This window comes from Streptococcus australis (assembly GCF_019930045.1).
Classification (GTDB): Bacteria; Bacillota; Bacilli; order Lactobacillales; family Streptococcaceae; genus Streptococcus; species Streptococcus australis_D.
In genome coordinates, this window is sequence record NZ_JAHZQQ010000008.1 from 32,593 (window position 1) to 57,214 (window position 24,622).

Consider the following 24,622-nt stretch of genomic DNA (forward strand, 5'->3'; position numbering starts at 1 on the left):
AACTTAGCTGTTTTCATGTTTGACTTTCTCCTTTGATTGATGTCTTGTTTAGTATTTTAGCATAGGGAAAATTGAATGTCAAGAATTTTCTATAATATTCTGAATTTTTTGAATAGAAACAAAATAAAGACGAAAGTCGCTTTCTTGCTTTCGTCTGCTAGTCTTATTTTTTCCTGTAGAGATCAAAGATGATTTGATCATTGTATAGATCAATGGTATTGGCCTTGACATAAAAATCCATCTCGTTTTTAATCTTGGCTAGTTCAATCTTGATCGTCGCTTCTTTGCTATCAATTTTTACAAAGTCAGGTAGATCCTTGTTTGTAGACAGCACCTGCATCACGGTCTTCTTAGGAAGTTTCAAGGTCCCAACTGAAAAATCCTTGAGGGTCAAGAGGATACTTCCATCCTCTAGCTTACTTGGCTGGAAATAGATATAGAGGGGGTATTCCTTTCCTAAAAAGTCCATCTTCCCCTCTAGTAACATCTGTTGATTGTCTGCATAAAGTTGATAATCACTCAAATGATAACTTTTAAGCATGACCTTGATGGTTTCATTTAGTTGAGCCCTGGTTGTGGTCATACTACCGATCTTGACGTCTCCTTCTTGGCTAGAAGTCTGTAGTTGACGGACATCCTCTCGTACCGTTGAGAAGCGAGCCCATATGACTAGACTTGTAGCGAATAAGAAACTAACCAAGCCAAGAAAGAGCCATTTCCAGATGTTGATAGGCGTTTTTTCTCGTCTTTCCTTAAAATGAGGCCCTGTGGTTGGTGGCTTGACCTTCTTTTCAATTGAACCATTTTTTCTCAGTTGCATGTATTTTCTCCAGTACAGCTTCTTTCATGATCTCATAGCCTGTTTGATTAGGATGGAAACTATCCTCGTCATACAAGGCATCGTTGGTCACAGTTTCTTTTTCTAATTCGCTCTCTGTCACCCCACTCTTGCCATCAATACCCTTATAGAGGAGGTCATTGATTGGAACAAAGTAGACTCCTTGATAGGCAGAGAGGGTCTCCTCCGTTCTTTGGTTCCACTGATCGACAAGGGTCTGCAATTCCGTTAGATCGGGGAAGTTGAGATACAAGGGATTATAGATTCCCACCACGTAAACGGGAAGATCCGGGTTGTCCTTGCGGGCCAATTCGATGATCTGTTTGAGATTTTTCTCATAGGCCTTCGATGCTTTTTCAAAGCGGTCCAGATCTAAGTTACTGGTATCCTCAAGAATGGCCTTTCGCAGATCATTACCCCCGACAGTAATCGTCAGTAACTGAGCCCGCTTCAGATCCTTTCGAATCTCCTTTTTCTCCCGTATGCGTGACAAAATTTGACTACTCGTGTTGCCAGAAACACCATAGTTGATCGCTTTGAATTCAAAACCGGATTCATTGGTCAAACTCTGAGCGAGCAGAGGAACAAAACCACCTTGATTGGTGCTATCTCCTACGCCTTTGGTCAAGGAATCACCAATCGCTACATAGGTGACTGTCTTTTTCTTTGCACTTGTTGACTGTTTGGTCATCACTGGTTCTGCCGAAGGAAGGAGCCAATTGACCAGAAAAAAGCAGACCAGAAAAGTGACCAAACAATACAAGATCATCTCTAGTATTTTTCTACTATTCATATACTCCTCATTCGTCCAGCTTTCAATTTGACTTTCTTATTTTTAAGTCAGGTTTAGGCTTGGTAGACAATCTTGCCCTGGCAGATGGTATAAGCCACCTGTCCCTTGAGGGATTCACCGACAAACGGGGAATTGGCTGCCTTGGAAGCAAAATGATCAGACACTAGACGGTCAGCAGTCGGATCAAAGATCACAATATCCGCTGGGCCACCGACTTCCAAAAAGCCCGCTTCAAAGTTATATAATTTAGCGGGATTATAGGTCATTTTTTCTAAGAGTTCCATCAAGCCGAGCTCTCCTGCATGGACCAAATAGGTCAAACCAAGCGATAGAGAGGTCTCTAATCCTGTCATGCCGGAAGGAGCCTTGGTGATATCGGCTACGTTCTTTTCATCCGCATGATGAGGTGCGTGGTCCGTTGCGATTACGGTAATGACTCCTGACTTCAAGCCTTCGATGACTGCACGACGGTCCTCTTCCCGACGAAGAGGCGGATTCATCTTGGCATTGCTTCCCTTAGACAACAAGAGGTCTTCCGTCTTAGAAAAATGCTGAGGAGCTACTTCTGCTGTCACAGGAGCGCCGATTGCTTGAGCAAACTCAACTACCTTCACACTCTCAGCTTTAGAAAGGTGTTGGATGTGGAGGTGGCCTCCTGTCGCGTGAGCAATCATAGCATCACGCGCTGCCATAGAGTATTCTGCTACACCAGTCGCACCGCAAACCTTGAAGTGTTCCCGAGCAATGTGCTCATTGAGTCCTAGAATGCCGTTCAACTCTGGATCTTCTTCGTGGAGACTAATGAAGGTCCCCAGACGTTTTGCTTCTTCCAAGGCTTGACGGACTACCTTGGTACTTTGCAACGGAATCCCATCATCTGAGAAACCGACAGCCCCAGCCTGTAACAATCCTTCAAAGTCAGTGAGATGTTGGCCATCAAAGTTCTTGGTAACCGTCGCTACGGTTTTAACATGGATGGCTTCCTTAGCGGCAGAATCCAAGACTTCTTTTAAGGTCACGGCATCCGAAATGGTTGGAGTGGTATTAGCCATCATGACGACTGTCGTAAAACCACCAGCCGCAGCAGCAAGAGCTCCAGTGTGAATATCCTCCTTGTGGGTCTGACCTGGTTCCCGGAAGTGAACGTGAATGTCCACCAAACCTGGCGCTACCACCTTGCCACTCGCATCGATAACTTGGGCACCCTCATAAGAAAGAGATGGACCCATTTCTACAATTTTCCCCTGATCTACCAAGAGATCACATATTTGGTCCAAACCAGTTTTCGGATCCATTACCCGACCATTTTTAATGACTAACATCTTCTACTCCTTTAATCATAGAAATCAACATGGGTCTCTAGCAAGTGATCCCCATCATAGCGGAACATAGCTGAAAAGAAGGGTTTATCCTCTAAGAGCCACTCGACAAAGGTGTGGTCCCCCTCCCAAGTTGGCTTACTTAAGACTTGATCATAAGGTACCCACTCCAGTGTCCCTTCGTTACACTCGATCAGTTCTCCCTCAAAGTCTGTCACCTTGAAGACATAGGTGTACCAATCCAGATCAGGAGTAAATTCAGGGAAGGTAATGATCCCTTTCAAGACTGGCTTGGCCTTCAGGCCTGTCTCCTCAAAAATCTCACGCGCAGCACACTCCTGTGGTGTTTCTCCAGGTTCTAATTTTCCACCAACCCCGATCCATTTACCTTCATGGACATCATTGGGCTTTTTATTGCGATGCAACATGAGAAATTCTTTCCCATTGTCGATATAACAAATCGTTGCTAATTGTGGCATTTCTTTCTCCTATCTTAACCAATCAATTGGCTCGCGTCCCGCCTCTGTCAAAAATTGATTGGTTTTTGAAAAGGGTTGGGTCCCAAAGAATCCTCGGTAGGCTGATAAGGGACTTGGGTGAGCAGATTCAAGGACCAAATGTCGATCGTGGGTAATCAGAGGCTTTTTCTTACGGGCATAAGATCCCCAGAGGATAAAGACTACGGGCTCCTCCAACTCATTGACCACCTTGATCACAGCATCTGTGAATGGCTCCCAAATTTGTCCCGCATGACCATTGGCCTGACCAGCAGGAACCGTCAAGCAGGCATTGAGCAAGAGCACCCCTTGCTCTGCCCAAGAGGTCAGATCATGGGAACGCTTCTCCCCAATGTCTGAGCTCAATTCTTTGAGAATATTTTGTAAAGAAGGGGGGGCTGGGACATGATCCGGCACAGAAAAGCTTAAGCCTTGCGCTTGGTCCGGTCCGTGGTAGGGATCTTGGCCTAAAATCAAGACCTTGACCTGCTCCATCTCAGTCGTCTGCAAGGCCTTAAAGACCTTGTCACGAGGTGGATAAACCATCCCTTTGCTATAGACCTCATTCATAAAGTCATTAATCTGATGAAAATACCCTTCCGGAAGATGGGATTTGATGGCTTCATGCCAGGGGGAATGTTGCATGGAAACTCTCCGCTATCCAATAAATTCTTACCTTTCATTATACCACATTTGATACAGATCCACTGGATAAAAAAGAGGCTGGACCATTTTATCCAACCTCTGGTTCTGCCTGTTAAACAAGCGAGAGTTTTTATGTATTTTCTTTCTTGCTGAATCCTGCTAGACCGATCGAAGCCACTAGCAAAATTTGTGGCAAGAATTGGATGAGGTAGCGGGTCTTCCCACCTTCAAAGATGGTTAAGAAGAGCAAACCACCAAAGACCGCTAAGGAAAGGAAATTGAAGGCATCTGTATCTCGACGTTTGAGATAAGCCCCAAGCAAGCCAGCTGATAGGACGATCCAAATCAACTGTTTTACAAATTCATAATACTTGTACTGTGGGCGATCCGTGCTGAGGAAATAGGTTCGCACCCATTTAGCCAGACTACTATTTTTGGTGAGTGGGGCATAGAGAGGATTAATATAAGGCGTCTTCTCAAACTCTACATCTCGGTATAGCCAACCCAGGGTGCCTTCTGCTACCGTCAAAGATTGCTTGTAATAGATATGCCCAATCAAACCGAAAGGTCCGTACTCCTTGAGGCGGCGTTTGATTTCTTTTATGACATTTTCCTTCTTAAAGAGACCATTGTTGTAGTCCGAGCGCTTGTCCTCATCGATATAAGCCAGCAAGCCCTCTTTCATATCTTCTTGGTTATGCCCCATATCCGTCAAGCCTAGATTGATAAACAAGAGTGGTCCTTTGGCCAGCCCTTCTTCTTTCAGAATCGGCACAACTGTTTGATGATTGACCGCTGTGTTCAATCCTGCAAAGACAAATCCCGTCGTCATCACTGTCACCGTAGCAATCTTGCCAAAGGCCTTCCAGTTTCCTCTAAAGAAGAGGACAGCCCAAAAGGCAATCATGACAATAATCGTCGTTGGACGGATCAACATGGTCACGCCAGATAAAATCCCTAAAGCAAACATCTTCTTCCAAGAGACCCTTGCTTGGTTTTCCTCTAAGAGATCCAAGGCCCACCACAATTGAAGAGCGATCAAAGGAAGCGGAGGAATATCCGTATACATGGAATAGAAATAAGGCGAGTAACAGATCAAGCTGACATAAAAGAGATAAACTAGATCAGCTGTTTTCTGATTGAAATGCTTCTGGGACAGTTTGTACAAGAGGGCGGCACCCAGATTGACATAGAGCATATTGAGAGCCTGCATAACCCACAAACCGCTAGAACCGAATAAAACATAGAAAAATTTCTCGTAAAGAAAGAGCGGAATATTATTGGGATTGCGACTGAGGTAGTTGGTGATGGAAGATTGTTTAAGAAGATCAAAAGCGCCCTTAAAAACAACCGCGGCATCCCGACGGATCAAAAGCTCCGCACAAACCATAAAGATCAACTGACAGATGATCGCGCCAAGCAAGAAGCCTATTTTATGACGGGTCAACCAAACAATGGCTCTTTTTACCCCATCGCGTTTCAACCAAGCTAGCAGAAATAGCAATCCAGCACCTAAAATGGCTAGCCATGAAATCTCTCTCAGATAGGTCACACTGATCAAGAACCAGTGGACCATCACTAGCAACATGACAACATGAAGCATCCCAAATAGAATACGTTTACTTTTCGATAACATAGGTCCATTATATCAAAAAAACAGCATTTCTGCTGTTTTGGGCTGACATCAAATCATTTAGGTTGAGGAATTTTCTTTATTATTTGCAATCTTCTTTGATATCAAATTCCATTTCCCTAGACTCTGTAAATTCAAGCCCTCTGTAGAATAGAACAACCAAAGAATATAAAACAAATGCCAAAAACAAGCCAAAATGTTGTTCCTGTCACTAACGTTTTAATAACCTTTCACATAGACTAGCTACATCCAAATTCCCTAAAAAGACTTCTTACTCGTCTCTTTTCAACCAATTCTCTTTTTGTGCTTTCTCTGCTAAATCTTTTGCTTTATCGATATCCAATGAATTTGAATCAGAGGAAATGTTGGAGTCAATATCTTCTTCCAATTCTTGTAAGATTTGAACATCTTTATGTGTCAAATTCGAAACTGTAGGGTCTGCTTTTGGTAGAGGACGATAGAACATGAAGAAACCAGTTATGACAATCAGAAGAGCGGCAACCGATATGAGAAAACCTTTCTGGAAATCTTCAACAGGTATTTTAGTACCTTTCGTGGATAATTCCTTCCACTCTGGCTGTTGCTCCTCAGCTGCTTTTTTAGCATTAAACACAGGTGTAATCAAAACTTGATTCATTAAGGTGATTGCACCAAGGGACATCAGCAAAAACGGAATGTGGCGCGATTTGCTAATGATCACTAAAATTCCTCCAGTAATAGCAATCAAGCTAATGATGATATTAACAGTAAACCAAACTCTCGCCTGCTTTTTCGTTTCCAAATACTTTTCTTTTGTCATGTGCTTCTCCCTTAAAATCACTTATATCGTAAATCTATTAAAACAATTTACCATTATCATACAGGATTTTACTATGCATTTCAAGTTAGCTAACAACTAGTGAAAAGAGGAAAAAAAGAAGCTGGGACAAAAGTCCTAGCCTCTCAATTGTCTTTGGATTGTCGAGCAAGACGCAGTGGTTGAGTGGGCTCTACTACGCTGATTTCATCAGCTTTTACAGCCCTACTCAACTGTGAGGAGGTGGGACAACGAAATCGAATTCTAACGAATTACCGATTTCTGTCCCACTCTCAGTTATATTATTTATCTTGCCAAGTTTCTTGGTTTTCCTTGAAACGGCGTAACAGTTCCAATCCTTCAGAAGTAATGTAACCCTGTTCTTCAGCCAAATGAATCAATTCAGTGTAGTTAGACAAGGTTTCAAGTTGAACGCCAGCTTCCGCAAATCTCTTATCTGCCTTCTCTAATTGGTAGGTGAAGATCGCTACCACACCAAGTACATCTGCTCCTTCACGCTTCGCAGCTGCAACAGCATCCAAGACAGACCCACCAGTAGAAATCAAATCTTCTACCACAACCATCTTTTGACCTTTTGGTACACGGCCTTCGATTTGGTTTCCAGCCCCATGGTCTTTTGGTTTACTACGGATGTAGGCAAATGGCAAACTCATCTTGTCCGCAATAATAGCACCATGAGGAATCCCCGCAGTTGCTGTCCCTGCAATCACTTCTACTTCAGGGAAAGCTTCCTTGATTTTATCCACGAATCCATTTTCGATCAAGGTACGAGTTTCAGGATAAGCGAGGGTCACTCGGTTATCCGTATAAATAGGGGACTTGATCCCAGAAGCCCAAGTAAAAGGCTCTTCTGGTTTCAAATAAACAGCTTCAATTTTTAGAAGATGGCTGGCAATATCTTTAGCTAATGACATGATAACTCCTTTTTACGATTTTAATCGAATACGAATTAAATCAACAGATGATTTAAACAACAACAGTACAGGTTAGTAAGTAAGTTAGAGAAGGTCCCATCGGGCTCCCTAGAGCTACAAAAGATCCACTTTTAGTAGCGATTAGTGTTCCGACGATTATGAGAATAGTTTAGGGAAGGCCCTATCGTGCTTAATTATTCCGACGATCTCAGAAGAGAAACGATCATTTTCTCTTCTGAGATCTAGTGAATGCGTTAGGGAAGGTCCCATTGGACTTCCCGTAGAGCTACAAAAGTTTCACTTTTAGTAGCTCTTACGCATTCCATTGTCTCTTAATTTCATGGTAAGCATCCCATGGGTTTTCTGCTTGGATGATCGGACGTCCAACGACAATGTAGTCTGAACCGATAGCATGGGCTTCTTGTGGGGTCATGACCCGTTTTTGGTCGCCAATTTCGGCTCCTGCAGGACGGATCCCTGGGGTTACACAGACAAAGTCTTCTGCGGTAGCCTTTTTGATCAAATCAACTTCATGGGCTGAACAAACAACGCCGTCTAGGCCTGCTTCTTGCGCCTTACGGGCATAATTAACGACTGATTCTTGAACAGTGGTTTGGATGTTTTGGCAATCCCGCATGTCCTCTTCACTGGTAGAAGTCAATTGAGTCACCGCCACCAACTTAGCACCTGGTCCAAGTGCCTTTTTGGCTTCGCGCATCATCTCTACACCACCAGCTGCATGAACTGTCACCATGTCCACACCAAAGGTGCCTAGAACAGACATGGCTGACTTAACCGTATTTGGGATGTCGTGCAATTTTAGGTCCAAGAAAATGCTGTGGCCACGACCTTTCAGATAGTGAACAATTTCTGGGCCGACTGCATAGAAAAATTCCATTCCGATTTTTACAAAGAGTTTTTCATCTTCTGGGAAATGTTCTAAAAAGTTTTTGACATCTTCAAAAGCTGGAAAGTCAAGGGCGATGATGGGACGTTCTTCACGCATGGGTTTCTCCTTTTATGGCTGACATTTTTTCCACAAAAAAACCTTGCCCGAGGCAAGGTTACACGAAAATTAGGTAGTATCTACCCTGATTCACCGTCTAGACCTTAGGAGCCTCTCTGGACCACTTTAAAGGTTTTTCTACATTGTAGTACGATATGAAAGAAAAGTCAAGAAATAATCATAAAACGTTCGGAATCAATCTGTTTTTTTCATCTTTCAACTATGGAAGATTCACAAACATGTCAAATTCTTGACGAAGATCCGATTTTCCTGTAAAATTTTTGCTATGCTGAGTAAGGGTTGTTTTAGTTGTAGCTTACTCAGTAGCCTGTTGGGGTTGTAGCCAGCAGGCATTTTTTATTTTCTTGATGATCTTTATAATAGATTTTCTCGGACATGCCGACGCAGATCTTCTAAGCTAGTTATTCCATACTGATCCATGACCTGTGGAAGATTTTCGATAATGGTCGGACAAGCATATGGATCTGTAAAGTTAGCAGTTCCGACACCAATCGCAGAAGCACCAGCAATCATCATTTCAATCGCTGCTTCTGCTGAATCTACACCGCCCATTCCAATGATGGGCAGGTTAGTGGATTGGGCTACTTGGCGGATGAGTTTCAAGCCCACTGGGAAGATAGCTGGTCCTGACATCCCTCCAGTACCATTTGCAATGATTGGCTTACCAGTCTTGAGGTCAAAGCGCATCCCGACCAAAGTGTTAATCATGGTCAAGCCAGTAGCTCCTGCATCTTCTGCAGCCTTGGCTACTTGGGTAATATCAGCCACACTAGGAGTCAACTTAACATAGACAGGGACCGACGAAGCTTCTACCGCAGCTTTTACTGCATCGTAGGCCAACTCGGGAACCTGACCGATTAAGAGGCCATTGTTGCCATGGTCCACATTGGGACAGGAGATGTTAAGTTCAATGGCTGTGACATTTGGCGCTTGAGAAATCTTCCGTGATACCGTCGCATACTCTTCGTTGGAAAAACCGGCTACATTTGCAATAATCGGTAGCTCTGGATAATGCTGGGCCAACCAAGGGAGTTTCTCTGCTAGGACAACGTCTACGCCTGGATTTTGGAGTCCAATGGCGTTGAGCATGCCTGCAGGAGTCTCAGCAACACGTGGTGTCGGATTTCCGAAACGAGCCTCTGCTGTCGTCGCCTTGATCATAATGGATCCTAATAAGTCCAAGTCATAGTATTTGGCATATTCTTGGCCAAAGCCAAAACAGCCGGAAGCCGGAATGATGGGGTTTTTCAAGGCTAATCCTGGTAAGGATACAGCTAATCGATTACTTGTCATACTTTCCTCCCTACATCACAATCGTACCAGTTTCAAAGACCGGTCCGTCTTCACACACGCGCTTGTTGGCCGCTTGGCTTGCATTTTCCAGATGCACCACACAAGCATAGCAAGCTCCCATCCCACAGGCCATGCGGGATTCCATGGAAATGTAGGCGCGGGGATGATCATGGAATTTTGCATTGACGTATTTGAGCATACCAGGAGCCCCACAAGAATAGATGGCATCATAACCCTGGTCCATCTGATCAATGACCGTAGAAACATAGCCTTTGGTACCATAAGAACCATCGTCTGTTGTAATGGTGACTTGGCCGTACTGCTTCAATTCTTCTTCGAGGATAACCGCTTCTTTATTAGCAAATCCAAGAACAGAATGGACTTCTACTCCCTGCTCATGTAGCTGTTTAGCCACTTGGACCAAAGGAGGAACACCAATCCCGCCACCTATGATCAAGGCACGCGCCCCTTGACCAAGACCCTTAAGGTTAAAGCCATTTCCTTGAGGACCCATGACACTAAGGAAGCTACCGACAGGCAGTTGAGAAAAGATGGCTGTCCCTCCCCCTTCTACCCGATAGATAAGGCGACAGGTCTGGCTGTCTAGATCTATCTCAGAGATAGAAATAGGACGACGGAGGAGCTTAGAGTCATCCGGCACACGGATATGGAGAAACTGCCCCGGCAACATCTGTTCCACCATTTCCCCCTTCAAGACCATTGAAAAAATCCGAGGAGCGATCTCTTCTTGAGCGATTAACTCCATGTCTTCCATCATGATTTTTCCAAACCGTTTCTTACAGCTGTCACTGACCATTGGTTTCCTCTTCTTTCTTTCAGCAAAAAAGACCTCGCAAAAGCAAGGTCCCACAAATGATCAGCTAGACTCCGTCTGCTGATCTTTTTTCTGTCTTTCCTTGCAGGCCTCTCTGGACCCCTTAAAGGTTAAATTTTTCTCATTATATCGCGCTACTGGTCGCTTGTCAAGTAGAAGCCCGATAGCTCCGCTCATTTCCCATCTGTCTCAGGAGAAAACCCTTCTGGTACCGGAGGGATATACTGCAGAGCGATGCGATTTTCTGGCTTGTGATCGACTAAGTAGAGGACGAGTAAGAAGAGCCATTCCAGGGGCTTCATTAGATAGTAAATGACATCCATAGCCCATTTCTTTTTGATTTGTTTAGCAAAGGGATAGCCATAACGGTCATAATTACGACGCAGAAATCGATGGAAACGTGGCGTCTTTTCTTCTAAGACCTGCTCAAAGGCATTGGCAATACAGAGCTGGCGATTGACCACAACAGGATGACCATACCGGACTCCCATCCGCTGGGGCTTGACCACCTTTTCATGACCACCCGCTGCGACTGTACAGAGATAGTGCTCATCAATAATGAGATTCTGAGGAGGGATCTTTTCCGAGAAGGTCCAATCTGCCGTATTGGTCCAGGCCTTGACCAAGCTATCAGGACGTTGACCAAAGAGCATGAGGACCATGACCAATACCGCTAACAAGGGGAGGGCCATGATGACTGCCAACCAAGGCCAGTGTTTGGATTGGTGGAGGATCAGGTGAAAGCGTTGGAGAATGGGATTGTCATAGACCCTTTCGAAATCAGACTCCCCCTCCCACTCCTTCATCCTGGTCCGCAAAAGACTAATGGAATAAACCAACAAGAAGACCGTGTGGCAACCGATAACTTGCAACTGGATGTCAAATACCACTACTAGCACCAATCCCATCAATATCCCACTGATACAAAAGATATTCAAAAGTGGAGACAAGGAATTGGCATCTCGGTAAGAATAGATGATCAAAGCTAGGAAGGAAATCAGTGCCAAAATAAGGATCGTCGGTAGCGCCTCCGACCAAATCATGGTATGCTTCTGCTCATTGATGAGCTGTTTCGTCCAATCATAACGCGTTAAATCTTTCACCAGATAGATGACGAAGGATTCCAGGATACTACCAAAGACTCCTATCCAAAGGATGACAAAGTACTTGCGATTATTGACTCTTCGTTTAATTTTTTCCTCTTCTTTCTCATCATAGACACCGACCAGTTCCTTTTCCAAGGTCTGGGCCTGTATCGTAGACCAGCGAGAAATAACATACAGAATCACAAAGATATTAGGAACAAAATAACTAACCCCTAGGGCATGTATAAGAATTGTAACACTGTAAATTGCGACTCCAAAAATAGCATTCCAGAAACCCAAAGATTGGATATTTCCTGGCAAGCTCCCGATAATTAGAAAGACAGACAAACTAAGAAAAATAAGGAAGTTGGTCATAAAGTTTATCTTTACTAAACTGGCTAAAAATTTGGTCTCCAGTTCCTTGTTCCATTTTTTGTACCAGAAAACGATTTTCTTCATCACATCTCCTCCATCATTTCCCTCATTTTATCAAGCTACAATTAATCCTTCAATTCTAAACCTGTTTTATAGGGAAAAATCCTTCTAGAGACTTATACTAGCTAGGATTTTCTGTCAAAAGTATGTTAAAATATAAGCATGAGAATCCAACAATTACATTACATTATCAAAATCGTCGAAACAGGCTCTATGAATGAAGCGTCCAAGCAACTCTTTATCACCCAGCCAAGTTTGTCCAATGCTGTGCGGGATTTGGAAAAAGAAATGGGGATTGATATCTTCATCCGTAATCCCAAGGGTATCACTCTGACTAAGGATGGGATGGAGTTCCTTTCTTATGCCCGTCAAGTCGTCGAGCAGACCCAACTCCTAGAAGAACGCTATAAAAATCCAGTAGCCAATCGGGAGCTCTTTAGCGTGTCCTCTCAGCACTATGCCTTCGTAGTCGAAGCCTTCGTCTCTCTCCTCAAGAAAAGCGACATGGAGAAATACGAGCTCTTCCTACGGGAGACCAGAACCTGGGAAATCATCGATGACGTCAAGAACTTCCGTAGTGAGATCGGTGTCCTCTTCCTCAATGGGTACAACCGGGATGTCCTCTCCAAAATGCTGGATGATAGCCACCTCAAGGCAACCCATCTCTTTACTGCCCAACCTCATATCTTCGTCAGCAAGACTAACCCCCTAGCTAACAAAGAGGTGGTGAAATTAGAAGATCTAGAAGACTTCCCTTATCTCAGCTACGACCAAGGGACCCACAACTCCTTCTACTTCTCAGAAGAGATCCTCTCCCAAGAGCATCACAAGAAGTCTATCGTCGTCAGTGACCGTGCCACCCTCTTCAATCTCTTGATTGGTCTGGACGGCTACACCATTGCGACCGGTATCCTTAACAGCAACCTCAATGGAGACAATATCGTTTCCATCCCGCTAGATATCGATGACCCAATCGAGCTGGTCTACATCCAACACGAGAAAGCTAGCCTCTCTAAAATGGGTGAAAAATTTATCGAATACTTACTTGAGGAAGTCCAATTTGATAAATAAGAACTAACTAGCTACACAAGCACAATAAAAACACCTGAAACAAGTGGATTTCCACTTCTCTCAGGTGTTCTTTTATTGTCTTAATTTCGAAAATACTTGGCCAATCTTCCCTTCGATGACCAGGTCTGCTTGCTTGTCCTGTGGAATACTGGTTTTATTGATGACGACCAGCTTCTTCCCTTGGAAATACTGGATCAAGCTGGCTGCTGGGTAGACGACGAGGGAGGTCCCTCCGATAATCAGTAGATCAGCTTCTTGGATGGCTTTGGCTGCTTGGCTAAAGACCTCCATATCGAGGGGTTCCTCATAAAGGGTCACATCCGGCTTGACCACCTTATCACAATCGAGACAGTGTGGAACAGGCCCTTCCAAAGCTAGAAAGGACTCTAAATCATAAAAACGCTGGCAACCCGTACAGTAATTACGGTCGGCACTACCATGGAGTTTCAAGACTTTTTTAGACCCTGCCATTTCATGGAGACTATCAATATTTTGCGTCACGACTGCTTTGAGTTTACCAGTTTCTTCCAGCCAAGCCAGATAGCGATGAGCTGCATTGGGCTTGGCATCTGGATAGAGCAGGTACTTCTTGTAAAAGTCGAAAAAGTCCTCTGGATAACGCTCAAACATGGTATGAGAGACCAGTTGCTCAGCCGTAAAATGCCGACCCAAGGTGACACTATAGACCCCATCTGAGCTACGAAAGTCTGGAATATTGGACTCCGTTGAGACGCCAGCCCCACCAAAGAAGACAATCTTTTGACTCTGATCAATGATGTCTTGCAATTCTTTCAGTTTATCCATGTCTTCCTCCTTACAAGAGTGCCTGGATAACAGCATTGGCCTGATCGAAATAAAAAGGATCTGGCTGGTAAACAATCCCCGTCTCCTGAGCCAAGCTGACCAAGAGCTCCATAAAATGCTGGGAAGAGAATCCAGTCGTCCGGTGCAATTCTACCTCATCAAAGGGTTTGATCAAGTGAGCTAGAGGATTGCGGACAGATTTCTCCAACTCCCGCAGTTGCTTGGCCGCATCCTTGGAGGAATCTGGCAAGTCCAAGAGTAAGATCAACTCCGTTAAACTGGACGAATTGACCGCACTCTCACTATGGAATTGTTGCAAGGCTGGATTGTCAGAGGCCCGGATCTTGTCAAACTTCCAATGGTCATAGCTGGACTCTTTGGAGTTGTGAATGTAGTCCGCAATATTAGGGATCTGCAACTCAATCAAGCGCATAAAGATCCGATAAATAGCTGGGCTCACCGCACGAACGAAGTCGATGATCTGATCATTGCGAAGTTTGGCCTCTAGGTCGTAAAGGTAGTTAGCCAACTGTTCCTCTTCTGGGTCCTCATGCCAAAAAAGCTGAAAACCTGTCGCTTCTAGCAAGTCAGTTTTCAACTTTGGGTTCATGATTGGTCGGATATTGAGCTCTCGACGCTCTGCCATTAACTGCAATAAGGTCAAGACCAGCTCTGGCACGCTCTTCTGCTTCTTAGCAGAGCGTAGGGCCCGACTATACTGGTAGGTATGAAGGTCGTAGAGCCACTCATCATGAAGGTATTCTGTCATTAGTCCGCGATCAAGGTCTCAAGACCAACTTTCATCATGTCAGTGAAAGTATTTTGACGTTCTTCTGCAGTCGTATCCTCATCTGGATTGACCAAGCTATCAGAAATGGTCATGATGGCAAGGGCATCCACATGGTGTTGAGCAGCAAGATAGTAAAGAGCCGCTGCTTCCATTTCCACAGCTTTCACGCCCCATTTACCAAGCTCCAAGTTCTTTTCAAAGTAGTTTGAATAGAAGACATCAGAAGACAAGACATTACCAACGTGAGTGGTCATACCAAGGTCTTTGGCAATGTGGTAGGCCTTATCAAGCAAATCAAAGCTTGCGATTTGTGGGAAATCGTATTGAGGCCAGTCGTTACGGATGATGTTTGAGTTGGTTGCAGCAGCTTGCGCCAAGACCAATTCACGGACGTGGACATCGCCATTCAAAGAACCAGCTGTACCCACACGGATCAATTTCTTCACACCGTAGTCCACGATCAACTCACGCGCATAGATGGAGATGGATGGCATCCCCATCCCAGTGCCCATGACAGATACACGATGACCCTTGTAAGTACCTGTGTAACCAAACATGTTACGGACTTCGTTAAAACATACAGCATCCTCAAGGAAATTCTCAGCGATAAATTTCGCACGAAGAGGATCTCCAGGAAGGAGAATTTTATCAGCAATTTCACCTTGCTTAGCAGCAATATGGATAGACATAATTAAGATATAAAGGGCGACAGAGAACAAAGTAAAAATAGGAAACTGACGACGCATCGCAGATGCTAGACAGTTTATCTTTTTTACACAGTTCTCCGCCCGTATTCAGTTCAGAGAATACGGTTAACCCATCCTTTCTTTTTTTATTGAGTGTTTTGAAAAGCTTTCCGCTCGTGTTCAAATCAGAACACATGCTCTACCTTTCTGTGTGTATTTTTTAGAAAGCTTTCTGCTCATGTTCAAATCGCAACACAAACTCTAGCTTTCCGAATTCATCATAGAGGCCAGGCATCAAAAGTGGGGTTTATTCCAGCCCCAACAACCCTGGTTCCTTTATATGCTTACTTAAATTATACCATAAGAAGATAGGTTTCATCTAGCTTGTAGGGTAAATCCCCTACATAAAAACTACTGAATCTTATCTACTGGAGACTCCTTTATTTTTCTCCCCATCAGACGATCCAATCCTTTGGACAAACCAACAGTTAGAAAAGCTGTCAGCAAGAGATAGGGTAGAGCTGTTAACCCTTGTCCCGTAAACCCAAGGACCAAGCCAGTTGCAGATAAGGGAGCTTTTAAGGTCACTGTCAAAAAGCAAACCGAACCTAGGAGAAAGAAAGCTGGAGTATTTCCAACACCAAGTACCAAAGAGATGAGGGCTGCTCCTGCCATTCCCAGTGCAAAGGAAGGCGTCAGAGTCCCTCCATAGGCACCTGCCCAAAAGGTAAGCAGAACGACTAGAGCTTTTAGGGTTAATAGAAGAAAGATTGTCTGCCATGTGGCCCCATTGAGGATTTCCTGAGCCATCATCCGCCCATTTCCAAGCAGGTGGGGCTGGAAGCTTGCTAGACAAGCTAGGAAAACAAATGCTAATGGCAAAGTGATAAGAATTCGTTTGTCCTTGATTCGATGATTGGCGGCCTTCTTTGTGAAACGGGCAAAGAGCCAGGCGACTGGAGTCAGGAAGGCAATGAAGATAACTATCTGCCATAAGACTGTAGGTGACCAAGTTATTTCGGGCACTTGATAGAGTGCATGATCTGAAATCACCCAACCTGCCGTATAAGCAGCCACATAAGTGGAAATCCCTGCCAAGAAAAAGTGTTTAAGTGAAAATGCAATGCCTAAGGTTTCAAAAATAAAAAACACACTCGTTAATGGGACTTGGTAAACCGCAGCCAATCCTGCTCCCGCCCCACAAGCGATCAAAAAAATACGATCTGCCAGCGGCAGGCCAAAAACTTTCGCAAGACGACCTGCCAACAAGGCCCCGATCTCTCGGGGCGCTCCTTCCTTGCCGATCGGTGCTCCTCCTCCAACAGCCACAATTTGCCAGCTAGAATGGAACAATTGTCTCCAGAAATGAAGGGCGAGACGGGAATCTTCCTCCTTCATCTGCCCCTTTATGGAGAGAAGCTTCCCCTTTCGTTGCAAAAAATACCAGACTAAGGCTGAAGTAAGACCTACAATTAGTATACTGATTCCTATCCGATAAGGGGAAACTCCATCCGTCAAAAAACTAGACTCATGCTCGGAGTGACCAAATACTAGCACTTCAACAAATTCCAGAAGATCATGAAGAATAATACCTGCAAAACCCGAAACAAGCCCTAGCAGACAAGCTGCTAGGACCATTCTCAGTTTATAGGGAATTGATTGGATAGTTCTCACAATTCTTTCCATCTTTTTTACAATTCAGCAAGAATCGCTTTCAGCAATCCTTTGAAGTCTCCTTTGACGCGCTCCGTCACTTCTACTACTTCTTCGTGGTTGAGCTCTTCTTGGAAACCAGCCGCAAAGTTGGTAATACATGAAATACCAAGAACTTTCAAACCAGAGTGAGCCGCAATGATGACTTCAGGAACAGTTGACATACCGACAGCATCTGCACCAAGAGTCTTATACGCACGGATTTCAGCTGGAGTTTCATAAGTTGGACCTGTCACACCGATATAAACCCCATCATCCAGTTTAATGCCCAATTTGTCTGCTACTTGATGAGCAGTCTCACGGTATTCTGGAGTGTAAGCTTTCGACATATCAGGGAAACGTGGACCAAAGTTATCCAAGTTTTCACCGATCAATGGGTTTTGACCAGTCATATTGATGTGGTCAGTAATAGCCATCAAGGTACCAGGACCGAAGCCGATACCTCCAGCAGCGTTGGTTACAAGCACTCCTTCACATCCCAAAACTTTCATGACACGAACTGGGAAAGTCACCACTTCCAATGGGTTTCCTTCGTAGAAGTGGAAACGACCTTGAAGAGCCAAGACTTTACGTCCAGCAAGATCACCATAAACCAATTTACCAGCGTGTCCGACTACTGTGGATTGACCCCAGTTTGGAATGTCAGAGTAGTCTACTACGACTGCATTTTCAATTTCTTCAGCTAATTCTCCAAGACCTGAACCAAGGATCAAACCGAACTCAGGAGCTTCGATTCCTTTGCCCTTCAAAAATGCTGCTGTTTCATTGATTTTTGCTAATAACGTCATTGTGTTTCTCCTTTTATTTCTTAAGTAATCTACCAATTTTGTCAAAGGTGTTAGCGTTGCGAATAGTGATCTGACGATAGAAAGGCATCTTCATCAGATGTTTGTGGTAGGCGGTTTTAGCGTAGCTTTCTTCTGAGGATTTGCCCCAGAAAACCGCTCTTTTGCCAAGGTGAAGCACTTCATCCCCTAGCTTCAAAGCAAGCAACTTCTCTTCTACGGATTCCCTATCCAAGCCCTCGGTGTAAAAGAGCACATCCTTACGAGCCATCTCTTCTGTCCACCATTGCGGTAGGTTTGCACATTCTGCTTCATAATCTTCACGACTCAGCAGAGAAAAGCGTTCAATAAAGGGATAATGTGTTTCAAAGAAGGTCGACAGGCACTCCACTAACTGAGACCGAGAAAGACCTGTCGTAAAGAAGATATTGCCACTGTTGATGTAGGTTTCCACTTGTTCGAATCCCAGTTCCGTCAATTCTTGACGAAGTTGACCCATGACCACCTTGTTTTTGCCGCCAACATTGATTCCTCTTACGAGGAGAGCAAATCGCATCATTTTAGACCAATTTATCTAAGAAGCTTTCTCCGATCATAGCTTTCTCAACACCAAAGTTGTCCGCCACAGTAGCTGAGATATCCGCAAAGTGGCCAACCGGAATCACGCCATTGCCTTTGAAAGATGGGCTATAAGCCAAGAATGGGATGTATTCACGCGTATGGTCAGTACCAGCGTATGTTGGGTCGTTACCATGGTCAGCCGTAATCATCAAGAGGTCATCTTCACGCATCGCTGCGATGATTTCTGGCAAACGCTCATCGAACTCATGCAAGCAATCGCGGTAGCCGTGCGCATTGCGACGGTGACCGTAAAGAGCATCGAAGTCCACCAAGTTAGTGAATGAGAAACCATGTTTGAATTCTTCAGATTTCATAGCCTTGATCAAGTTGTCAATACCGTGGCTGTTTGATTTGTTGTGGCCCATATCGTGGTTGATACCAGCACCGTTGAAGATATCGTTGATCTTACCAACTGCATAGGTATCGATGCCTGCTTCGTTCAATTTGTCCAAAACAGTTGGAGCAAATGGTGAAACAGCCAAGTCACGACGGTTAGCCGTACGAGTGAAGTTTCCAGGCTCACCAACGTAAGGACGAGCAATGATACGACCGAGAAGAGCTGGACGTTCCAAAGTGATCGAACGAGCGTATTCACAGATACGGTAAAGTTCATCCAAAGGAATGATGTCTTCGTGAGCTGCGATTTGAAGAACAGGGTCAGCTGATGTATAGATGATTAACTCGCCAGTTTCCATTTGGCGTGGTCCGAAGTCATCGATAACTGCTGTACCAGAATAAGGTTTGTTGGCTTCGCGGATGACCTTGCGACCTGAGAATTCTTCGATTTTTGTCAAGATTTCTTCTGGGAATCCATTCCAGAAAGTATCAAACGGTTCTGTAATATTAAGACCCATGATTTCCCAGTGACCTGTCATGGTATCTTTACCAAGAGAGACTTCTTCTAACTTCGTAGCGTAACCAGTTGGATTGCTCTCAGCCGGAACAGTCTTCAAGGCTTGTTCACGAGGAATATTTCCAAGACCAAGTTTTGCCATGTTTGGTACATTCAAACCAACTGCTTTTGAGATGTGTCCAAGTGTGTCAGATGCGCCGTCAGGTACACCAGCATTGACAAAGTTATTAGCATCTGGAGCTGCTCCGATCCCTACTGAATCCAAAACCACTAAATGCATACGATTAAATTTTGGCATATTGAATGTCTCCTTTATAATTTAAACTGAATACAGTATAACACAAATTTTTGAAAATGTAACGCTTTCATATAAAATTTTATAAATAAGTTTTATATCCTCAGAAAAAAGGACAAAAAGCCCTTTTTAAAGTGATTTGCTAATGATTTTTGGACCTTCTGGTGTCCCTACGATGACTTTTGAAACCATCCCTAAGAAGAGACCATGGTCGACAACACCGACAGTGCGGTCCAACTCTTCTGCCAAGGCTTCAGCGTCTGGGATCACTTTCAAATCCAAATCAATGATAAAGTTCCCTTGATCGGTCACAAAGCGCTGTCCATCTTTTTCACGGTAAGCTGGTGAATAGCCCTTCTTTTCAAAATGACGGAAAAGATTCTCTGCTCCGTATTGAACCACTTCTACTGGTAGTTTAAAGGCACCAAGCGTCTCCACTTGTTTAGACTCATCAACAATCCAGATGCAGTCTTTTGAGTTGGTCGCAACGATTTTCTCCATCAAGAGGGCACCGCCACCACCTTTGATGCCGTTCAAAGCAGGGTCTACTTCGTCCGCACCATCGACGGTCAAGTCCACCACTTCGACATCATCGATCGCTTTGAGAGGAATTCCCAAGCCTTCTGCTTGTTCATAGGTCACGCTTGAGGTCGTTACAGCTGTAATCTGCAAGTCTTCTTCCTTGATGCGACGTCCCAATTCAGCCACAAAATAATAAGCAGTTGACCCTGTACCAAGACCGACAATCATGCCGTCTGTAACAAACTCAGCCGCCTTAATGCCTACCTGTTCTTTTAGGTTTACCATCTTAGACCTCCATTTCTATTCATATTTAGTATAGCATATTGGCGGACAGATTTCACTACTTAACTGAAAACCTTTTCAACTACTCCTTCTAAAAGCAAAACCTTGCCCCTCTTGCTAGTTTACGATAGAATAGAAGGGAATACACAGGAAAAGAGAAGATACATGATTACAAGAGAATTTGATACTATCGTTGCGATCTCGACTCCGCTCGGTGAGGGAGCGATTGGGATTGTCCGCTTGAGCGGGACAGACAGCTTTAAGATCGCTCAAAAGATTTTTAAAGGAAAAGACTTGACCAGCGTGGCTAGCCATACCCTCAACTACGGCCACATCGTGGATCCGGATAAGGATGAGATTCTGGATGAAGTCATGGTCGGAGCCATGCGCTCTCCTAAGACCTTCACTCGCGAAGATATCATCGAGATCAACACTCACGGTGGGATTGCTGTGACCAACGAAATCCTGCAATTGGTGATCCGCGAAGGCGCTCGTCTGGCTGAGCCAGGTGAATTTACCAAGCGGGCCTTCCTGAATGGTCGTGTCGATTTGACCCAGGCCGAGGCGGTCATGGATATTATCCGTGCCAAGACCGACAAGGCTATGAACATCGCCGTCAAACAGTTGGATGGATCCCTGTCTGATCTCATCAACAATACCCGCCAAGAGATCCTCAATACCCTAGCCCAGGTCGAAGTCAACATCGACTATCCTGAGTACGACGATGTCGAGGAGGCAACGACCGAGATCATCCGTGAGAAGACGACTGAGTTTGAAACCCTCTTGACCAATCTCCTCAAGACAGCTCGCCGAGGCAAGATCCTCCGCGAAGGAATCTCGACTGCTATCATCGGGCGACCAAACGTCGGTAAATCTAGCCTTCTGAACAACCTCCTGCGCGAGGAAAAAGCTATCGTGACCGATATCGAAGGGACGACCCGAGACGTCATCGAGGAATACGTCAATATCAACGGTGTTCCTCTCAAGCTGGTCGATACAGCCGGTATCCGCGAGACAGAAGACATCGTTGAACGCATCGGGGTGGAACGCTCTCGCAAAGCCCTCAAGGAGGCCGACCTGGTCCTTCTGGTCCTTAATGCTAGTGAACCACTGACTGATCAGGATCGTCAGTTGCTGGAAATCTCACAAGACAGCAACCGCATCATTCTCCTCAACAAGGTCGATCTCCCGCAACAAATCGAGTTAGATGAAATCCCTGCAGATCACATCAAAATTTCTGTCCTTAAAAATCAAAATATCAACCACATCGAAGACCGGATTAATGCCCTCTTCTTTGAAAATGCTGGTCTTGTCGAGCAAGATGCTACCTACCTCTCTAACGCCCGCCACATCTCTCTCATTGAGAAAGCCGTTGAAAGCCTTCAAGCTGTCAACGAAGGCCTGGCTATGGGCATGCCAGTGGACCTCCTTCAAGTCGATCTAACCCGCACTTGGGAAATCCTTGGAGAAATCACAGGAGACGCTGCACCAGACGAGCTCATTACCCAACTCTTCAGCCAGTTCTGCCTTGGTAAATAAAGTCAAAAAAATCGTATGTTTGAAACATACGATTTTTGTATTATTAATTTCCTTGGTCCAGACTTTGGACGGTGAGGGATGCTTGGTAGATCAAGAAGAGTCCTACTGCTGTCAAGAATGGAATAGCAAGAGGGAGTTCTGTCTCGATTTGGCCAAATGGTGAATTGCCGACAAAGTGAAGGCCAAAGCCAGCTGCAAAATAAAACCAACCCGTCAGCATCAGCTCCTTGCGACCTTTTGTCGCTTGAAGGATCAGGTAGAGACCCACCATGAAAAGGGCTGTGTAGGCCCAGTGAGATACGACCCCATTCATGATCCGCCCTAAGATACCAGACACTGCATAAGAGAAGCCTTCCGGCATATCTTGACGGATATAAGCAAAGTCCTCTACAATCTGGAAACCAAGACCAGAAGCAATCGCTAAAAGGAAGATGGATTTGATCCGACGCACATTGAATAAATAGAGAACAAAGAAGATTGGAATCAACTTGAAGGGTTCCTCAAAGAGGGGGCCGGCGATGGCACTCTCATACTGGTTCCAAAAGTCGCTATTAGGCGCTACTGCCTGAATCATCTCATGGAAATAGGTATTGGCAAAACTAGACAGCCAACCTGCGATAAAGCCCCCACCTAAAAGAGAAAAGAGGACCGGAATCCAGGACAACTTCCACTTATTGGCAAAATGAAAGAGAGCCCAAACAGCAGGAACCGCATAAACTAGGAGCAAGAGGACAGAGATACCAATGATCCCATACTGACTGCCTGTCATCCAACCAGCAGTGATAGATTGTGTCTCATAGGCCAGACCGATCGAGAGCAAGAATAAAAATAGAAACAAAATCGATTTGCGTTTCATAAAAAACCTTTCTTAAAAACAATTAAAAAGGCTGGAATCCCAGTCTTTTTGTCTATATGGATATTGTAACAATAAAAGCTTAAAAAAACAATAAATGACTACGGGGAATAGCGAGTGCTTGCTGCTGCTAAAACTTGCGATGAAGAATCTTGTTCTGATTGTTGCCCAATAATAAGAACTATTTTGATTGTTTATATAAGTGTTCCAGTAATTGCCGACACTTTTCGTCAATCAATTCTCTATTAGCCAGTTGTTGAATCCATTTTTCTGGGATGCCTTCCAGTTGATAGTGGGCTCCAGCCAAGGTACCTGTAATGGCACCGATGGTATCGGTATCCCCTCCAAGATTAACAGCTTTTAGAACAGCTTCTTCAAAACTCTCTGTTGTACCCAAACACCAGAGACAAGCCTTCAAGGTATCAACAACATAGCCTGTAGAAACAATATCTTCCCTAGATTTTTGATAAAATTCTCTATCAAATATTTCACTAAAATGTTCTTGATACTCTTCCCAGTATTCTGGCTTTTTCTTGAAGTAATCTTCAAAATAAGGTTTTGATTGACAAAGTAATTTTTCTAAACGGATGTTAAGAAGAAAACCGATTAAAAGCTGGACATAAAGAATAGACGCGACAATAGATCTTGGATGAGCATGGGTCAGCTTAGTATATTCCTCAATTATTTTTGATCTATAACTAAAATCAAAGTTTTCATATAAGAGCAAAGCTAAGGGAGATATCCTCATCAGGGCTCCATTGCCATTCTCTCTCTCACCAGTCCCTCCGCATTTCTCTGGAGAAACTCCTGCTAAATACCGATCAATCGCCTGATTAGTCGAAATACCAATATCAAAACAATATCCAAAAGGTGTGAGGTAGCCCTGACGATAATCTACAAATTTATCCATCAACCCATTCAAATCAGAATCCTCACATAGGTGTTCAATAAGTGCTAAGGATAAAGAAGTATCATCTGACCAGGTACCAGCTGGTTGATTATAGGTTCCATAACCCACCATGTCTGAAATATGATAGGTATCTCTATCTCTGAACTCTACAGGGACTCCCAGTGCATCACCTATTGCTAGACCAAAGATAACTGAATCTATCTTTTGTTTAAGATTATATCTTCTATACTGATTTGAATCATCTTCCCATTTATCTCTTAATCTCATAGCCTTCTCCTATTCTATTAAATCCATTTTTAGAATAATATTATTATCAACTTTACCAATTGCGTCAAGTTCAGTTGGTTTGAGCTCTGAGGAATTTGCTTTTTGTAACAGTTCTTCAAATTCTTGATTGGAAAATAACCGTTTAATAGATGATGGATTTACTAAAATACGAACTGGTGAGGATCTAAAATAATTTTGTCTGGCTACTTCTTTACTTTCTTTAGTCACCCATTCTCCAGTTTGTAAGAATAACTCAACCTCATAAGCATCCTGTTCTGACCTTAAAGCCTTGTCCACTAATTCTTTACTAACTGGATAAGTAACTTCTCTATCTTGAAAACCTCCTGTCATCCAGGACATTGTATAATTGCCATTTTCTTCAGTTATAATGAATCCATTCCCCTTTATCTGATTCATTTAAAAGATAAATTGTAAAATATAGTGCAACAAAAAAACTCATAGCGTTTCATTGGGGTAAACTGTAAGTATTCACACAAACA

At 44.0% G+C, this 24,622-nt stretch carries 25 protein-coding genes; 2 read left to right on the forward strand and 23 right to left on the reverse strand.

The window, feature by feature from the left end; all coding sequences use genetic code 11:
- Positions 1 to 163: 163 nt before the first annotated feature.
- The 12 genes from K1J10_RS02920 to K1J10_RS02975 form a co-directional block, all read right to left on the reverse strand.
- A complete protein-coding gene (locus tag K1J10_RS02920; protein WP_223355806.1) occupies positions 164 to 820 on the reverse strand; it encodes a YpmS family protein in 657 nt (218 codons plus the stop codon).
- Positions 792 to 1,631 carry an SGNH/GDSL hydrolase family protein gene (locus tag K1J10_RS02925; protein WP_223355807.1) on the reverse strand — a complete coding sequence of 280 codons (840 nt, stop codon included), beginning with the start codon at positions 1,629 to 1,631 and terminating at the stop codon, positions 792 to 794. The genes K1J10_RS02920 and K1J10_RS02925 overlap by 29 nt, the downstream gene beginning before the upstream one ends.
- A 53-nt stretch (positions 1,632 to 1,684) precedes the next feature.
- Complete coding sequence (locus K1J10_RS02930) at positions 1,685 to 2,953, reverse strand: dihydroorotase (RefSeq protein WP_223355808.1); 1,269 nt, start codon at positions 2,951 to 2,953, stop codon at positions 1,685 to 1,687.
- Between the two features lie 11 nt (positions 2,954 to 2,964).
- The gene (locus K1J10_RS02935; RefSeq protein ID WP_223355809.1) at positions 2,965 to 3,429 is read right to left on the reverse strand and encodes an NUDIX hydrolase; all 465 of its coding nucleotides are present in this window, start codon (positions 3,427 to 3,429) and stop codon (positions 2,965 to 2,967) included.
- Positions 3,430 to 3,438: 9 nt separating this feature from the next.
- Positions 3,439 to 4,092, reverse strand: a complete 654-nt coding sequence (locus K1J10_RS02940) for a uracil-DNA glycosylase (protein WP_223355810.1) — start codon at positions 4,090 to 4,092, stop codon at positions 3,439 to 3,441.
- A 130-nt stretch (positions 4,093 to 4,222) separates the two neighbouring features.
- Positions 4,223 to 5,728: a glycosyltransferase family 39 protein gene (locus tag K1J10_RS02945; RefSeq protein ID WP_223355811.1), complete on the reverse strand. Its 1,506-nt coding sequence runs from the start codon at positions 5,726 to 5,728 to the stop codon at positions 4,223 to 4,225.
- A gap of 268 nt (positions 5,729 to 5,996) precedes the next feature.
- Positions 5,997 to 6,524 (reverse strand): hypothetical protein, encoded by a 528-nt coding sequence (locus K1J10_RS02950; protein WP_223355812.1) that lies wholly within the window; start codon positions 6,522 to 6,524, stop codon positions 5,997 to 5,999.
- 299 nt (positions 6,525 to 6,823) lie between these two features.
- Positions 6,824 to 7,456 (reverse strand): orotate phosphoribosyltransferase, encoded by a 633-nt coding sequence (pyrE, locus tag K1J10_RS02955; RefSeq protein ID WP_223355813.1) that lies wholly within the window; start codon positions 7,454 to 7,456, stop codon positions 6,824 to 6,826.
- Between the two features lie 313 nt (positions 7,457 to 7,769).
- Positions 7,770 to 8,462 (reverse strand): orotidine-5'-phosphate decarboxylase, encoded by a 693-nt coding sequence (gene pyrF, locus K1J10_RS02960; RefSeq protein WP_223355814.1) that lies wholly within the window; start codon positions 8,460 to 8,462, stop codon positions 7,770 to 7,772.
- Between the two features lie 375 nt (positions 8,463 to 8,837).
- A complete protein-coding gene (locus K1J10_RS02965; protein WP_223355815.1) occupies positions 8,838 to 9,776 on the reverse strand; it encodes a dihydroorotate dehydrogenase in 939 nt (312 codons plus the stop codon).
- A 10-nt stretch (positions 9,777 to 9,786) separates the two neighbouring features.
- Positions 9,787 to 10,593: a dihydroorotate dehydrogenase electron transfer subunit gene (locus K1J10_RS02970; protein ID WP_223355816.1), complete on the reverse strand. Its 807-nt coding sequence runs from the start codon at positions 10,591 to 10,593 to the stop codon at positions 9,787 to 9,789.
- A 191-nt stretch (positions 10,594 to 10,784) separates the two neighbouring features.
- Positions 10,785 to 12,155, reverse strand: coding sequence for a DUF6688 domain-containing protein (locus K1J10_RS02975; RefSeq protein ID WP_223355817.1), 1,371 nt, complete (start codon positions 12,153 to 12,155; stop codon positions 10,785 to 10,787).
- A 138-nt stretch (positions 12,156 to 12,293) separates the two neighbouring features.
- Between K1J10_RS02975 and K1J10_RS02980 the strand changes: the two genes are divergently transcribed.
- Complete coding sequence (locus tag K1J10_RS02980) at positions 12,294 to 13,202, forward strand: LysR family transcriptional regulator (protein WP_048689847.1); 909 nt, start codon at positions 12,294 to 12,296, stop codon at positions 13,200 to 13,202.
- Positions 13,203 to 13,274: 72 nt separating this feature from the next.
- Here K1J10_RS02980 and K1J10_RS02985 read toward each other — a convergent pair whose 3' ends face one another.
- The 8 genes from K1J10_RS02985 to rpiA all read right to left on the reverse strand — a co-directional run bounded on the left by K1J10_RS02985 (position 13,275) and on the right by rpiA (position 20,556).
- Positions 13,275 to 14,006: an NAD-dependent protein deacylase gene (locus K1J10_RS02985; protein ID WP_061563910.1), complete on the reverse strand. Its 732-nt coding sequence runs from the start codon at positions 14,004 to 14,006 to the stop codon at positions 13,275 to 13,277.
- Between the two features lie 10 nt (positions 14,007 to 14,016).
- A complete protein-coding gene (locus K1J10_RS02990; protein ID WP_223355818.1) occupies positions 14,017 to 14,775 on the reverse strand; it encodes a hypothetical protein in 759 nt (252 codons plus the stop codon).
- Complete coding sequence (gene deoD, locus K1J10_RS02995) at positions 14,775 to 15,485, reverse strand: purine-nucleoside phosphorylase (protein WP_048716249.1); 711 nt, start codon at positions 15,483 to 15,485, stop codon at positions 14,775 to 14,777. The genes K1J10_RS02990 and deoD overlap by 1 nt, the downstream gene beginning before the upstream one ends.
- A 408-nt stretch (positions 15,486 to 15,893) precedes the next feature.
- The gene (locus tag K1J10_RS03000; protein ID WP_223355819.1) at positions 15,894 to 17,168 is read right to left on the reverse strand and encodes a chloride channel protein; all 1,275 of its coding nucleotides are present in this window, start codon (positions 17,166 to 17,168) and stop codon (positions 15,894 to 15,896) included.
- 5 nt (positions 17,169 to 17,173) lie between these two features.
- Complete coding sequence (locus tag K1J10_RS03005) at positions 17,174 to 17,983, reverse strand: purine-nucleoside phosphorylase (protein WP_223355820.1); 810 nt, start codon at positions 17,981 to 17,983, stop codon at positions 17,174 to 17,176.
- A 13-nt stretch (positions 17,984 to 17,996) separates the two neighbouring features.
- Positions 17,997 to 18,539: a DUF1697 domain-containing protein gene (locus K1J10_RS03010; RefSeq protein WP_223355821.1), complete on the reverse strand. Its 543-nt coding sequence runs from the start codon at positions 18,537 to 18,539 to the stop codon at positions 17,997 to 17,999.
- Between the two features lies 1 nt (position 18,540).
- On the reverse strand, positions 18,541 to 19,752 hold the full coding sequence (locus tag K1J10_RS03015; RefSeq protein WP_223355822.1) for a phosphopentomutase: 1,212 nt from the start codon (positions 19,750 to 19,752) through the stop codon (positions 18,541 to 18,543).
- 126 nt (positions 19,753 to 19,878) lie between these two features.
- Positions 19,879 to 20,556, reverse strand: a complete 678-nt coding sequence (rpiA, locus tag K1J10_RS03020) for a ribose-5-phosphate isomerase RpiA (RefSeq protein ID WP_223355823.1) — start codon at positions 20,554 to 20,556, stop codon at positions 19,879 to 19,881.
- A 162-nt stretch (positions 20,557 to 20,718) separates the two neighbouring features.
- Here rpiA and mnmE point away from each other — a divergent pair, with 162 nt between their 5' ends.
- A complete protein-coding gene (gene mnmE, locus K1J10_RS03025) occupies positions 20,719 to 22,092 on the forward strand; it encodes a tRNA uridine-5-carboxymethylaminomethyl(34) synthesis GTPase MnmE (RefSeq protein WP_223355824.1) in 1,374 nt (457 codons plus the stop codon).
- 43 nt (positions 22,093 to 22,135) lie between these two features.
- Here the strand turns inward: mnmE and K1J10_RS03030 are convergent, their stop codons facing one another.
- The 3 genes from K1J10_RS03030 to K1J10_RS03040 all read right to left on the reverse strand — a co-directional run bounded on the left by K1J10_RS03030 (position 22,136) and on the right by K1J10_RS03040 (position 24,482).
- Positions 22,136 to 22,948: a PrsW family glutamic-type intramembrane protease gene (locus tag K1J10_RS03030; protein ID WP_223355825.1), complete on the reverse strand. Its 813-nt coding sequence runs from the start codon at positions 22,946 to 22,948 to the stop codon at positions 22,136 to 22,138.
- A 178-nt stretch (positions 22,949 to 23,126) separates the two neighbouring features.
- A complete protein-coding gene (locus tag K1J10_RS03035; RefSeq protein WP_223355826.1) occupies positions 23,127 to 24,122 on the reverse strand; it encodes an ADP-ribosylglycohydrolase family protein in 996 nt (331 codons plus the stop codon).
- A gap of 9 nt (positions 24,123 to 24,131) precedes the next feature.
- The gene (locus K1J10_RS03040) at positions 24,132 to 24,482 is read right to left on the reverse strand and encodes a hypothetical protein (protein ID WP_223355827.1); all 351 of its coding nucleotides are present in this window, start codon (positions 24,480 to 24,482) and stop codon (positions 24,132 to 24,134) included.
- Positions 24,483 to 24,622 lie beyond the last annotated feature (140 nt).